Here is a 13,615-nt window from a genome sequence, read left to right on the forward strand (position 1 = left end):
CCTTGCATACACATTGTTAATTGTGGCAAAAACTTGACGGAGAACAGAACCAGGAACAAATCAGCATGGTCAATCAGAACTTAACCGCTCCAGAAATTGGATTTACTCACGAAGATTTCGCTGCTCTACTCGATAAGTACGATTATCACTTCAGCCCTGGTGATGTTGTACCAGGTACAGTTTTCAGTATAGAGCCGCGCGGCGCTCTGATTGACATCGGTGCTAAAACAGCAGCATACATACCTATACAGGAAATGTCTATTAACCGGGTGGATAGCCCGGAAGAAGTCTTACAATCAAACGAAACACGGGAATTTTTCATCCTCACTGATGAAAACGAAGATGGTCAGCTAACCCTTTCCATTCGTCGTATTGAATACATGAGAGCATGGGAAAGAGTACGGCAGTTACAGGCAGAAGATGCTACTGTCCGTTCTGGTGTTTTTGCTACTAATCGTGGTGGTGCATTGGTACGAATTGAGGGACTACGCGGCTTTATCCCCGGCTCTCACATCAGTACCCGCAAACCTAAAGAAGAATTGGTAGGGGAAGAATTACCCTTAAAATTCCTAGAAGTAGATGAAGAACGTAACCGCTTAGTTCTCTCCCATCGTCGCGCGTTGGTTGAGCGCAAGATGAACCGCTTGGAGGTTGGCGAAGTAGTAATTGGTACTGTTCGCGGTATTAAGCCCTACGGTGCATTCATCGACATCGGTGGTGTTAGCGGACTGCTCCACATTTCTGAAATTTCCCATGAGCATATTGACACACCTCACAGCGTGTTCAATGTCAATGATGAAGTGAAAGTGATGATCATTGACTTGGACGCAGAAAGAGGAAGAATTTCTCTGTCTACCAAGCAGTTGGAACCAGAACCCGGTGACATGATTAAGAACCGTGATTTGGTCTATGATAAGGCCGAAGAAATGGCAGCTAAGTATAGGGAACAGATGTTAGCTAAACAGCAAGGTATCACTGCTGCACCTGTGGAAGCATCTGTAGACGCTGAAGCTGAAGCAGAAATTCCCACAGCTACTGAAGAAGTTGAAACAGAAACTCCAGTAGAAGTTGTAGCTGAAGCAGAAACTCCAGTAGAAGTTGTAGCTGAAGCAGAAACTCCAGTAGAAGTTGTAGCTGAAGCAGAAATTCCCGCAGCTACTGAAGATTAATAAATTCCTAGTTGTAATTGCTTGCAACTAAGATTATCAAAGTGTTTGATTAAGAGGGATTTTCCCTCTTTTTTTATCACTGATTTTACGGATTTAAGGATTTCACGGAATGAAGGATCTTTCGTAAATGACAGACCTCTACAGGCAGTAAGTTTTCTGTCCGGGTTTTAATCCCCATTGCAAAACTTAATTACGAATTAAGTTAGCGCAGCCTGCTGAAAGCACTATTACAAATTTTTTTATTATGGCGACTATTAAATGCAAAGACATCAAGTTTACTAATATTCAGGCAATTTTATTTGATAAAAATGGTACTTTAGAGGACTCAGAGAGTTATTTGCGATCGCTCGGACAAAGAGGAGCGCGGATGATAGATGCTCAGGTTCCCGGTATTGGGGAACCTTTATTGATGGCTTTTGGTATTAATAGCGATAGATTAGATCCTGCGGGTTTAATAGCCGTAGCCAGTCGTCGAGAAACAGAAGTTGCCGCTGCTGCCTACATAGCAGAAACTGGTAGAGGCTGGTTTGAATCTTTAAAAATCGCCCGTCAAGCTTTAGCAGAAGCTGACCAATATATTGACAAAACTCCCTCCCCTTTGTTTGCGGGTAGCTTGGAAGTTTTAAAGTCCCTATCAGAAGCGGGTTTAAAACTTGGTATCCTCTCAGCAGCCACAACTGAAGATGTGCAGAAATTTGTCAGCACTCACCAATTAGGGGATTATTTGCAACTAGAAATGGGAGTTGATGAGAGGCCGAGTAAACCAGATCCAATCTTATTTTTGCAAGCTTGTCAAGCTTTAGGTGTAGAACCGGGAGCTACTTTGATGGTAGGTGATTCCGTTGGCGATATGCAAATGGCGCGTAATGCTCAAGCCGCAGGTTGTATAGGTATTACTTGGATTGGTAATTCCGGTAATGTTAAGGGTGCAGATGTGGTGATTAATCAACTTGATGAAATTCAGGTTGTAATGTAAGAATTCAGGATACAAAATGTTTGATATAGCAGGAAACTCTTAACAGAAGAGAAAAATATTCTTCTTCCTTCTTCCTCCTTTCTCCTGAATCCTGACTCCTGACTCCTGACTCCTGAATTTTTACTTAATCTATAACCCAAGATGATTTTGTAGTGCTTGACGCATTTCGGTTATAGGTACATTTTCCTGTTGTAACCAGATTTTTAATGCTGCTGCACCTTGTTGAACTAGCATTTCTAAGCCATCAATGGGAATAGCACCTTGTTTTTTTGCTAGTTTAAGAAACTGAGTTGGTTTAGGGATGTAGATCAAATCATAAGCGATACCACCTGAAGGTAAATCTACCATCTCCTCTATACTTAAAGGTGATTCATTTACGTGGGGATACATCCCTACAGGAGTTGTATTAACTAACAGATTTGCTTGGGGAATTAACTTGGATAATTTTTGCCAATCATGCACTTGAAATTTATCTGCAAAGGGTGAATTTTGCCAACTTTGCCGAAATTCTGTTAACTTTTGTAAATTTCGCCCTACCACATGAATTTCAGCCAAACCTAGCTGAATACAACCTGCAACAACTGCTCTCGCTGCACCACCATTACCTAAAATTACTGCTGTTTTTTGACTCCAATCTTGGTTATATGTGGTTTGTAAAGGAGCAATAAACCCTTCTACATCTGTGTTTGTTCCCACCCAACCGTTTCCTTGACGAGTCACAGTATTGACTGCACCGATCGCTTGAGCAATGGGTGAAATTTCTGTTAAAAAAGGTAATATAGCCTGTTTGTGGGGAATTGTGACGCTAAACCCAACAACGCCAATAGCAGTAAAACCAGCAATCGCAATTTCTAAATTTTCTGGTGCAATAGGAAAAGGCAAATATACGTAATCTAACCCCAATTTCGCCAAAGCCGCATTGTGCATCACTGGGGACAGAGAATGCTCCACAGGATGCCCAATTACTCCTAAAAGTTTAGTTTTGCCGCTAATCATAAGTAAATCAACTTTTCTAGCCTTGACTCCTGCAACAATGTTTATTCTCTCATGTCATTGCTCTCTGGTGTAAAGATAACGGTTGTGTACTGTAGACCACCAGGATTACTATGACTTTGGTACACAATTACCCATTACCCATTACCATGACCAATGACCATTCGGCTGAGGCTCACGACGGAAGACAATCACCAATGATCGAACCCTTAATTGCACTCAAAGGTATTTCTAAAACATTTGGTAAAAATAAAGTTTTAGATAATGTCGATTTGACAATTTATCGAGGGGAAGCACTGGCAATTATTGGCCCTTCAGGAACTGGTAAATCGACAATTTTAAGAATAATTGCGGGGTTATTACAACCCGACGAAGGAGAAATTTATATTCAAGGGGTAAAACGAAGTGGGTTGATTGAGGATGGAACTGATCCTGTGGGAATTGGGATGGTATTTCAGCAAGCAGCCTTATTTGACTCGTTGACAGTGGAAGAAAATGTTGGATTTTTATTGTATCAAAACTCAAGATTAGAGCGATCGCGCATTCGCCAACTAGTGAACGATAAATTAAATGTGGTAGGTTTACCAGGAATCGGTCATCTTTATCCCTCAGAACTTTCTGGAGGAATGCGAAAACGGGTCAGTTTTGCCCGTGCGATTATGTCCAACCCCGATAGCCCCGCAGACAGTCCAGAAGTTTTATTGTACGATGAACCCACAGCCGGACTAGATCCCATAGCCTCAACGGTAATTGAGGATTTAATTCGCAGTTTGCAATGTACCCACGGTGTCTGTAGTACATACTGTATTGTTACCCACCAAGAAAGTACCATTCGGCGTACCGCTGACAAATTGGTATTTCTTTATCAAGGTAAAGTGCAATGGCAAGGTAAAGTAAGTGAAATAGATCACACTGAACATCCTTTGATCAGACAATTTATGAGCGGGAGTATACATGGGCCGATTCAGGTAGTCGGCTAGATCAATGCTGAGTCACTGTCAATGAAAACTCACAAATCATGACTAGTTTTTGGGTGGGACAAAAATGCGAGGTTTAATTAGCAAATTCACGTCTACACGAACATTGAGAGAAGGCTCTGTGGGATTGTTATTCCTACTCGGTTTAGGCGCATTTGGTGCCATTCTCTTGTGGTTGAATCGAATCACCCCCGGACGCAATTCATATAAAGCAGTGGTGGAATTTGCTAACGCCGGCGGAATGCAAAAAGGTTCACCAGTTCGTTATCGTGGTGTTAAAGTCGGTAGTATTTCCAAGATAGCAACGGGAGCAAATGCCGTTATCGTGGAAATTGAAATTAGTAATCCTAACTTGCTGATTCCTTATAATTCGGTTATTGAAGCAAATCAGAGCGGATTAATTAGCGAAAGTATTATTGATATCGTACCCAAAGCCACCTTGCCAACTGGGACAGATATTTCTAAACCTCTAGACAAAGATTGTAATCCCAGCCTGATTATTTGCAATAACGCTAGTAACTTAAAAGGTCAGATTGGTATCAGTGTCGATGACCTAATTCGTCAATCAGCTAATTTTGCTAATCAATACAGCAACGAAAAATTTTATCAAAATATTAATCGAGCCTTAGAAACTTCTGCTGATGCGGCTTCTAGCGTCGCTAACCTCAGTCGAGAACTCCAGATTGTCAGCAAAAGCTTTAAAGGACAAATAGGTATATTTTCTGGTACGGCTGTTACAGTCCAAAGAGCCACCAATGAACTGACAGCGACTAGTACAAAAACCGCAAATCAATTAGGTGTAACCGCCAGCGATTTTAGTGTCACTGCTAAACAAGCAAGTCGTTTGCTCAATAACTTAGATGACTTATTAACTACAAACCGTTCTTCTCTAGTCGGTGCTTTAAACAATATTACCCAAACTAGTAACCAACTACGTCAGACAGTCACCAGTTTATCACCTGCGGTTAGTCGTCTCTCAGAAGGAGAATTGTTAAAAAATTTAGAACTTCTTTCTGCTAACGCCGCCGAAGCTTCAGCTAATTTGAAGGATGCTTCTAAAAATTTAAATGATCCTAAAAATGTCGTGCTACTGCAACAAACTCTAGATTCCGCTAGGGTGACATTTGAAAATACACAAAAAATTACATCAGATTTAGATGAATTAACAGGAGATCCTAAGTTTCGGCAAAATCTCTTGCAATTGGTAAATGGTCTCAGCAAGTTGGTATCTTCGACACAAGATGTACAGCAGCAAGCAAAGGTAGCGGTTACTTTAGATTCTCTCAAAACATCTTTGAATCAACCAAAAGTTATAAATCGTACTCCTGCTTTAAAAGCTTCTGTAGATAAGCCCAAAGTTGCACCTCCAACCTCTACTAAGAAAGCATTTGTAGATAAATCCAAATTTGTCATCCCCACCCCAACTTTGAAAGAATTTGTACTTCAGCCAGATTTAGAAATTTCTACACCACCCCAGGAAAAAGCAGTAATTAAACTTGAACCTTTACCCGCTAATGTCGAGAGTTCTGTTGAGAGTGTGGAAAAAAACTCCCAGAATACTAGTTCAGTTATTTTTAAGTCATCCGAAGAACAGCTATTGCAACAATTACGGGAATACAGGCAACAGGAAACAGGGGAGATGGAGAGATGAGGGGAATATTTATCTTTCTCCTGAACTCCTGACTCCTGCCTCCTTCCACTAATTCCAATCTTGCTCTTCTTTTTTACCCCGACTTTTATAAATTCCGCCCACATCATGGAGTTGGCGAGTTTTTTCCAAAAGTTCAGCTTCGGTTAAACCCCAGTGTTGCAAAACTTTATTTAAATCTTTTTGGATGTCCCGTGCGCCTGGAAAGCCTTGATAACGAATTTTCAGCCTAGCCAATTCGGCCAAATTGTAGTCTGTTGGCTCTTGAGAGAGTAAAATATCAATAAAGGGGCGATCGCGGTTGTAGAGGGGATGTTGTTGGTCTTTACTTCCTGAAGATTCTGTCATAATTCTTACAACTTATAGGATTTCGGATTCATCAAGATTGGAGGCTGAAAATTCCCCGTAACTAGCCATAATCGGTGAGTGACGGCAACCACACCCTAGCTCATACGGCTCTCACCACTGCCATTCATTTTTAAATAAAGATACATTATCTTTAAGAAAATACAAAAAACTTTAGATGAGGGTGAACTTTATATCACCCACAGCCCAAGCAGCAAGGGAGCAAGAACCCGCTATGTTTGAACACTTCACGTCCGAAGCCATTAGGGTAATTATGTTAGCTCAGGAGGAGGCACGCCGCCTGGGTCACAATTTCGTAGGAACGGAACAAATTCTCCTGGGTTTAATGGGAGAAGGAACTGGCGTTGCGGCTAAAGTGCTGGCTGAGTTGGGCGTTACTCTCAAAGATGCGCGTCGGGAAGTAGAAAAAATTATTGGCCGGGGTTCTGGTTTTGTTCCACCGGAAATTCCTTTTACACCCAAAGTAAAAAGTCTGTTTGAGCAATCATTTAGAGAAGCTCATAGTCTTGGACACAACTACATAAACACTGAACACTTATTGTTAGGTTTAACGGAGGCAGGCGAAGGAGTCGCAGCCAAAGTACTACAAAATCTGGGAGTAGACCTACACGCTGTCCGTTCGGCTGTCATCAGTCGTTTGGGTGATGATGTGACTGTTCTCGCTGGTGGTAGTAGCCCCAAACGCAACAAGAACCTAAGTATAGAAGAGTTTGGCAGAAATCTCACCAAACTAGCTCAAGAAGGTAAGCTTGACCCTGTAGTTGGTCGCCAGAAAGAAATTGAGCGCACTGTCCAAATTTTGGGTCGCCGGACAAAGAATAACCCTGTCTTGATTGGGGAACCGGGAGTTGGTAAAACTGCGATCGCAGAAGGTCTAGCTCAACGTATCATCAACCAAGATGTCCCTGAAGTTTTGCTCAACAAGCAAGTCATCAGTCTCGATATGGGGTCTGTAGTGGCTGGAACTCGCTTCCGTGGTGATTTTGAAGAACGCCTCAAAAAAATCATGGAGGAAGTTCGCACCGAAGGCAATATCATCCTCGTCATTGATGAAATTCACACCTTAGTCGGTGCAGGTGGTACAGAAGGCGGTTTAGATGCAGCAAACATCCTCAAACCAGCTTTAGCCAGGGGTGAACTCCAATGTATTGGTGCAACCACTTTAGATGAATACCGTAAGCATATTGAACGAGATGCGGCTTTAGAGCGTCGTTTTCAACCAATTTTGGTGGGAGAACCATCTATAGAGGAAACTATTCAAATTCTCTACGGTTTGCGTGGTGCTTATGAACAACACCATAAAGTACATATTTCTGATGCTGCGGTAGTAGCTGCTGCTGAGTTATCAGATCGTTATATTAGCGATCGCTTCTTACCAGATAAAGCCATAGACTTAATAGACGAAGCTGGTTCCCGCGTCCGCTTGCGTAACTCTCGCACCGCCACCGACAAGGAACTAAAACGCGAATTAGTTGGTGTCACCAAATCTAAAGAAGAAGCAGTTAGACTCCAAAATTTTGACAAAGCTGGTAAACTGCGTGACCAAGAAGTAGAAATTCAAGGTAGACTCTACACCGAAGAAACCGAGAAAAACGCTAAAACCCCAATTGTTGACGAAGAAGACATCGCCCAAATCGTCGCTTCTTGGACTGGCGTACCAGTTAACAAACTGACAGAATCAGAATCAGAGTTACTCTTACACTTAGAAGACACTCTGCACAAAAGGCTCATCGGTCAAGAGCAAGCAGTTACATCTGTTGCTCGCGCTATCCGTCGCGCCCGTGTCGGCTTAAAAAATCCTAACCGACCCATCGCTAGTTTTATCTTCTCCGGCCCCACGGGTGTTGGTAAAACAGAACTAGCGAAATCATTAGCTGCTTACTTCTTCGGTGCTGAAGAAGCGATGATTCGCTTGGATATGTCCGAATACATGGAAAGCCACAACGTCTCCAAATTAATTGGTTCACCTCCTGGTTACGTTGGCTACGACGAAGGTGGACAACTAACCGAAGCAGTGCGACGCAAGCCATACACAGTGGTTCTATTCGACGAAATCGAAAAAGCACACCCTGATGTATTTAATATGCTGTTGCAACTTTTGGATGACGGACACCTCACCGACGCAAAAGGTCGGAAAGTGGACTTCAAGAATACATTAATTATCTTAACTTCCAATGTAGGTTCTAAGGTAATTGAAAAAGGCGGTATGAGTTTAGGCTTTGAATTTGATAATCAAGCCGACGCTAGTTATCACCGTATTCGTAACTTGGTAAACGAAGAACTAAAAGCTTACTTCCGTCCAGAATTCCTCAACCGTCTTGATGATATTATCGTCTTCACTCAACTCAATAAAGCAGAAGTCAAGCAAATTGCTGACATTATGCTCGTCGATGTTGCTAGTCGCTTGACAGAAAGAAGAATTAAACTCGAAGTCACCGAAAGCTTCAAAGACCGGGTAGTAACTGAAGGCTACGACCCCAGCTATGGCGCTAGACCCTTACGCAGGGCAATTATGCGCCTGTTAGAAGATTCTCTGGCTGAAGCACTCCTAGCTGGACAAATTGGCGAGGGAGACACAGCCATAGTTGATATTGATGATGATGGTCAGGTGATAGTGAGAAAAACAGAAACACGCGAGTTACTTACTGTTAGTTAACGCTGGTTAAATCTAAATACCATCTCAAAAGTAATTTTTTCACGGGTAAGGGGTAAACCTTTACCCTTTTGCTTTTTCTCAAAAAAATTTAGGCGGGAGTTTGCAGCAAATTATAAAAATAAAATTCATACCCTAATAGTCATTATCAGCCACACAAATACCTTTACATTTAATACCGTTCGTAGCAGTGCGTTGACAATGAGAACATAGAATTTCTTCGTTTTCTGTTTCTTTATTTTTTATACTATTAATTGGCTGTAGCTTGTCTTTTTCGCTCTGGGGTTTTTCATTCATAAGAATAGTAGAATTTTTTGCTGTTTAAATTTTACAAGCACTGTAGGTTGGTTTGAATAAAATGAAACCCAACAAAGTTATCAACAACAGCCATAATGTTAATGTTGGGTTGCGTTCCTTAAGCCAACCTACAAGATTAGCGATCGCACTCCGGTTGAAAGTTCGTAGTGATTAACAGGAGTAAGTAATGGATCAAGCTAAAAGAGAACGTTTAGAATCTAAAGGCTGGAGAGTTGGCACAGTTTCCGATTTTTTGGAGTTGACACCTGAAGAAACTGTCTTTGTGGAAATTAAACTAGCTCTCAGTCAAAACTTAAAACAGCGTCGGCGTACAATTTATCACCAATAATCCCGCGAATAGTCTCAACTAGCTGAGTGTAGACAGAATCTGATAAAACTGGTTGAGAGCCTTGCAACCGCATCTGCTGATCTAAATCAATCCATGATTTACAACCACCATATTCATCTAGATAAGGAATATCCTGCGCTTTAGGTAGTTTGTAAGTCCGTAGCAAAAGGATATATAGCGGCTGACGTGGTTTCCATTTTAAGCGATCGCTAATAAAATACTCATTCCAAATATGAAAGGGAAGTAAATCCCCCACAATAGACTCATCAGCAACTGGCAAAATATCCGTAATTTCTGCCCAACTACCAATGCGAATTGTTTCTGGATGCCAACCTGAAGTTACTGGATAGACAAGATCCGCATACTCAGCCTTAAGCATAAAAGATTGTTGATGCTCGTAAGTAGGGTAGAGCAAAACCTGCTCATGGGCAACTTGAAAGCGTCCCTCCCGTTCATGGATACCGCCTTTACGAAGCAGCATAATCGTTTGGCCGTCTTCCAACGCATTTACGGCCACAGCCCATTCCTTAAAAGCATGAAAAGTGGTAGTCAATTCCATGAGCATCTACTTTGACTCTGATTTAATTTCAGTCTAAGACGGTTAAAGTATAAAACTAGTCAGGGAAATAAATTCGAGAAAAACCATGAAAAAACGCACACTGGGTACATCAACCGTACAAATCTCACCCATCTTAATGGGAACTTGGCAAGCTGGAAAAAAAATGTGGGTAGGAATTGAGGATGATGACTCAATTAAAACCATCCGTGCTGCCTATGAAGCCGGAATTACCACAATAGATACCGCAGAAATTTATGGTGAAGGACATTCTGAACAGATTGTAGCTAAAGCTTTATCTGATGTGCGGGATAACGTAGAGTATGCCACAAAAGTTTTTGCAAATCATCTCAAATATCAACAAGTAATTGAAGCTTGTGAGCGTTCCTTAACAAATCTGAAAACAGACTACATCGACCTTTATCAAATTCATTGGCCATCTGGTGCTTTCAATAGTGAAATCGTGCCAATTGCAGAAACCATGAGCGCCTTAAATCACCTCAAAGAACAATGGAAAATTCGAGCCATTGGCGTTTCCAATTTTTCCCGTGACCAAATTGCAGAAGCCGCTCAATATGGACGTATTGATAGTTTACAACCGCCCTATTCTCTATTTTGGCGGCAGGTAGAAAAAGACGCTATGCCCTATTGTATTGAAAACAACATTTCTATTTTGGCTTATTCGTCCCTAGCACAAGGATTGTTAACTGGTAAATTCCTCCCAGGGCATAAATTTGACCCAGCCGATAACCGAGCTAAAAATAAATTATTTCAAGGCGAAAACTTTGAACACGCTCAACAAGCCTTAAATGAACTTAGCCTCATAGCCGAAGACCATAATTGTAGTCTGGCTCAGTTAGCACTAGCATGGTTAATCGCCCAACCCCAAACAAATGCGATCGTTGGTGCGCGTTATCCTGAACAAGCCATAGCCAATGCTCAAGCTGTAGAAATTAAACTTTCTGCCGAAGAAATTGCAGAAATAGATAGAATTGGCAGTATTGTCACCGACCATCTTGATGATCAATCAGTTATGTGGAATTGGTAATAGGTAATAGGTGATTGGTAATTAGTAAACTTCTCATGTTCCCTATTCCCTGTCACCTATCCCCCATATTGCTAAATTAAACGAAATATCAACTTTAGTAAACAAATAATTGCATCTCAACTACCCAGTGCTAGATTAGATTCATCAGGACACAAAGCAAATTACAACTAACTCAACGGGCAATGACCTAGTGTCCCCTGTCAGTAGCCCAAGCAAGTTTTAGCATATAGGAACTAAAGTGGCAAAACGACCGTTTTTAAGGTCGAGCCAAATCCCAAAGCGGAAAAACAGAAAATTGCTGAACTTGCTCCTTTGTCCACCTTAGTTATTAACTATCAATTACTTAACTTTAACAATTTGAAACTTCTGAATTCGCTAGAACCTGGTCAACCCTGACCAGGTTTTTAGATTTTTATAGTTTCTTTGATACAATAATCTGATTTTACTTGCTGTTGAAATATATCCAAGTTAATACCATGCTGGAGCTTTGAATGAGAAAATTCAGTTTTTTGTGGAAGATGACAATAGCTGTAGTTCTAGCTACATTTTCTTTTTCCTGTGAGACCAGAATTAATAGAAAAACCCAACCAGCAAAAGCATCTGAAAAACTGTACCCAAAAACAAATATTATTTATGGTGATTTTATTATTAATGAAGCGTCAGATTACATCATGATTCCAGTTAATCTCGTTGACCAGGATAATGATAAAGAAATTGATTTAAATCTTTCTCGTTCTTATCAAAGGGAAAACAAATTATATAATATAATTTTTTATCAGAAAAAAACAGGCGAGAATCATCTTTTATTAAATAAAAAAGCGGTTATTAATTCCTTCGATTTATTAGAAATCAAATTAACAGGAAAACCAACCACAAGATTTTGGTTGTATCAAATCATTGACAAAGATACAAATAACGATAATCAAATCAACAATCAAGATGCCATTGTTGGCTATATTTCTGATTTATCAGGTAAAAACTTGCAGCAAATCACCCCCAATAATACCAAAATCGTTAAATGGGTGGCGCTTGCTAGTCAAAACGCAATTTTTCTGAAAATTATCAAAGATAACGATCAAGATAAACAATTTACAGAAGTAGATCAAACAAACTTTATTAGGGTTAATCTTGATCAACCTGTTATCGGCACAGAAATTATTAGTGAACAAGTAGAGAAAGATATTAAAAGTTATGTTCTCAAATGAAATAATTATTTATTTTCAGGAAAAAATATTCCTGAATCCTGACATTTGAACACAACAAATTTGCTCTTATTCAGTTAGAGATAAAGCCCAATTATGCAGAAGTGGATTTACTTGATCAGGTGCTTCATCATGGGGACAATGACCAGCATTTAGGAAATATTCTGTTAACTGGGGATAATATTGATGGAATTTTTGAGAACGTTCTCGCGCTTTCATCCAAGGATCTGCCTCTCCCCATAATAACAATAAAGGACAATTTAATTGCTTGAGTAAAATATCAACTTTTTCTCCTTGGGGAGTACTAAAAACTGAGACAAACACATCTAAAGCACCTATATCATAAGCAGGGCGCTGAATTTCTTCTACTAATTGATTAGTAATTGCAGTTTTGTCTAAATAAACTTTTTCTAAAGTGCGTCGAATTACCCAACGTTGTCGCACATATTGAAATAATAAAGACTGGAATAAACGTTGTTTAAAAGCCCATTTGACAGTTTTACCAAATAGTTGCTGTACAGGGTTTTTAGCAGGCTGAATTTGGCTTTGTTGTGCTTCTGGTTGAGAGAAAGGACCTGCACTATTGAGTAAGACTACACCAGCAACACTATCAGGAAATTGAGACGCAACACATAAACAAGCATAACCACCAAGGGAGTTACCTGCTAATACTGCTTTTTCACCAATGACTTCACTAATAAAATCTCGCAGTTGGTCGCGCCATAAATCACCGCTGTACTGTAATTTAGGTTTTGCTGAACGTCCAAATCCTAAAAGGTCAATAGCAAATACTTGAAAATCTGCACAGAGTCCGATAATGTTCTTTCTCCAATGGTCTGTGGAAGCACCAAAGCCATGTACTAAAAGCAAGGAGGGACGCTGGGATTTTTGTTCTCCCGCTTGTACATAGTAAACTTTGTGTCCGCGCCATTGCCAGTATTGTCCAGATATTGGAGTTGTCTGCATATTATGAAGAAATATTACGAGTTATTAATAATATAGGACTTATGCCTTGATAAAATCCATCAAAGATGAATTATTTTATCTGTTGTAGGGTGTGGTTCGGCAAGCTCACCAACCACGTCAGACCCGATAATTTAGCACACAACGGATTGTTTCTATCTGACGCACCGCACTAATACATAGGTTCTCAGTCGAATGCAATACAATCGAGGGCGGGGAAACCCCGCTCCTACAGGTTTGGCAATGAAAAACTGTACCTCATAACAGCAAGAAGTGCTGTATGCGATGCCAAAAGCCTGCAACTAGGCAATGATAAGTTGGAAAAAAGCACTCTCAAAATTTGACTTTATGTATAATTCTGAGTTATTATAAAAGCACTGTTTTGATGAAAAAATTCCATGCGCTTAAAAAGATGGGA

Annotated in this window: 12 protein-coding genes; 8 read left to right on the forward strand and 4 right to left on the reverse strand. The window is 40.5% G+C overall.

All coding sequences use genetic code 11. From position 1 onward, the window contains the following. Positions 1-65: 65 nt before the first annotated feature. Both ACSQ6I_RS16290 and ACSQ6I_RS16295 read left to right on the forward strand, forming a co-directional pair. Positions 66-1,169: a 30S ribosomal protein S1 gene (locus tag ACSQ6I_RS16290; protein ID WP_438891342.1), complete on the forward strand. Its 1,104-nt coding sequence runs from the start codon at positions 66-68 to the stop codon at positions 1,167-1,169. A 244-nt stretch (positions 1,170-1,413) separates the two neighbouring features. Further along, positions 1,414-2,145 carry an HAD family hydrolase gene (locus ACSQ6I_RS16295; protein WP_438891343.1) on the forward strand — a complete coding sequence of 244 codons (732 nt, stop codon included), beginning with the start codon at positions 1,414-1,416 and terminating at the stop codon, positions 2,143-2,145. 129 nt (positions 2,146-2,274) lie between these two features. On the opposite strand, the gene ACSQ6I_RS16300 is transcribed toward ACSQ6I_RS16295, so the two are convergent. Continuing rightward, the gene (locus tag ACSQ6I_RS16300) at positions 2,275-3,141 is read right to left on the reverse strand and encodes a shikimate dehydrogenase (protein ID WP_438891344.1); all 867 of its coding nucleotides are present in this window, start codon (positions 3,139-3,141) and stop codon (positions 2,275-2,277) included. Between the two features lie 194 nt (positions 3,142-3,335). On the opposite strand from ACSQ6I_RS16300, the gene ACSQ6I_RS16305 reads away from it, so the two are divergent. Continuing rightward, complete coding sequence (locus tag ACSQ6I_RS16305) at positions 3,336-4,118, forward strand: ABC transporter ATP-binding protein (protein ID WP_438891478.1); 783 nt, start codon at positions 3,336-3,338, stop codon at positions 4,116-4,118. A gap of 64 nt (positions 4,119-4,182) precedes the next feature. Further along, entirely contained in the window at positions 4,183-5,766 is a 1,584-nt protein-coding gene (locus tag ACSQ6I_RS16310; protein ID WP_438891345.1) for an MlaD family protein, read from the forward strand. Positions 5,767-5,814: 48 nt separating this feature from the next. On the opposite strand, the gene ACSQ6I_RS16315 is transcribed toward ACSQ6I_RS16310, so the two are convergent. Beyond that, positions 5,815-6,111, reverse strand: coding sequence for a DUF3288 family protein (locus ACSQ6I_RS16315; RefSeq protein ID WP_438891346.1), 297 nt, complete (start codon positions 6,109-6,111; stop codon positions 5,815-5,817). A gap of 232 nt (positions 6,112-6,343) precedes the next feature. On the opposite strand from ACSQ6I_RS16315, the gene ACSQ6I_RS16320 reads away from it, so the two are divergent. Then, the gene (locus ACSQ6I_RS16320) at positions 6,344-8,785 is read left to right on the forward strand and encodes an ATP-dependent Clp protease ATP-binding subunit (protein ID WP_438891479.1); all 2,442 of its coding nucleotides are present in this window, start codon (positions 6,344-6,346) and stop codon (positions 8,783-8,785) included. Between the two features lie 481 nt (positions 8,786-9,266). Beyond that, complete coding sequence (locus ACSQ6I_RS16325) at positions 9,267-9,428, forward strand: hypothetical protein (RefSeq protein ID WP_438891347.1); 162 nt, start codon at positions 9,267-9,269, stop codon at positions 9,426-9,428. Here the strand turns inward: ACSQ6I_RS16325 and ACSQ6I_RS16330 are convergent. After that, the gene (locus ACSQ6I_RS16330; RefSeq protein ID WP_438891348.1) at positions 9,382-9,993 is read right to left on the reverse strand and encodes a DUF1802 family protein; all 612 of its coding nucleotides are present in this window, start codon (positions 9,991-9,993) and stop codon (positions 9,382-9,384) included. The genes ACSQ6I_RS16325 and ACSQ6I_RS16330 overlap by 47 nt on opposite strands. 79 nt (positions 9,994-10,072) lie before the next feature. Between ACSQ6I_RS16330 and ACSQ6I_RS16335 the strand changes: the two genes are divergently transcribed. Further along, a complete protein-coding gene (locus tag ACSQ6I_RS16335) occupies positions 10,073-11,032 on the forward strand; it encodes an aldo/keto reductase (RefSeq protein WP_438891349.1) in 960 nt (319 codons plus the stop codon). A 518-nt stretch (positions 11,033-11,550) separates the two neighbouring features. Continuing rightward, on the forward strand, positions 11,551-12,237 hold the full coding sequence (locus ACSQ6I_RS16340; protein WP_438891350.1) for a hypothetical protein: 687 nt from the start codon (positions 11,551-11,553) through the stop codon (positions 12,235-12,237). A gap of 66 nt (positions 12,238-12,303) precedes the next feature. Here the strand turns inward: ACSQ6I_RS16340 and ACSQ6I_RS16345 are convergent, their stop codons facing one another. Beyond that, positions 12,304-13,200 carry an alpha/beta fold hydrolase gene (locus tag ACSQ6I_RS16345; RefSeq protein WP_438891351.1) on the reverse strand — a complete coding sequence of 299 codons (897 nt, stop codon included), beginning with the start codon at positions 13,198-13,200 and terminating at the stop codon, positions 12,304-12,306. Positions 13,201-13,615 lie beyond the last annotated feature (415 nt).

It is taken from the genome of Anabaena sp. WFMT, from assembly GCF_051781005.1.
GTDB lineage: Bacteria > Cyanobacteriota > Cyanobacteriia > Cyanobacteriales > Nostocaceae > Anabaena.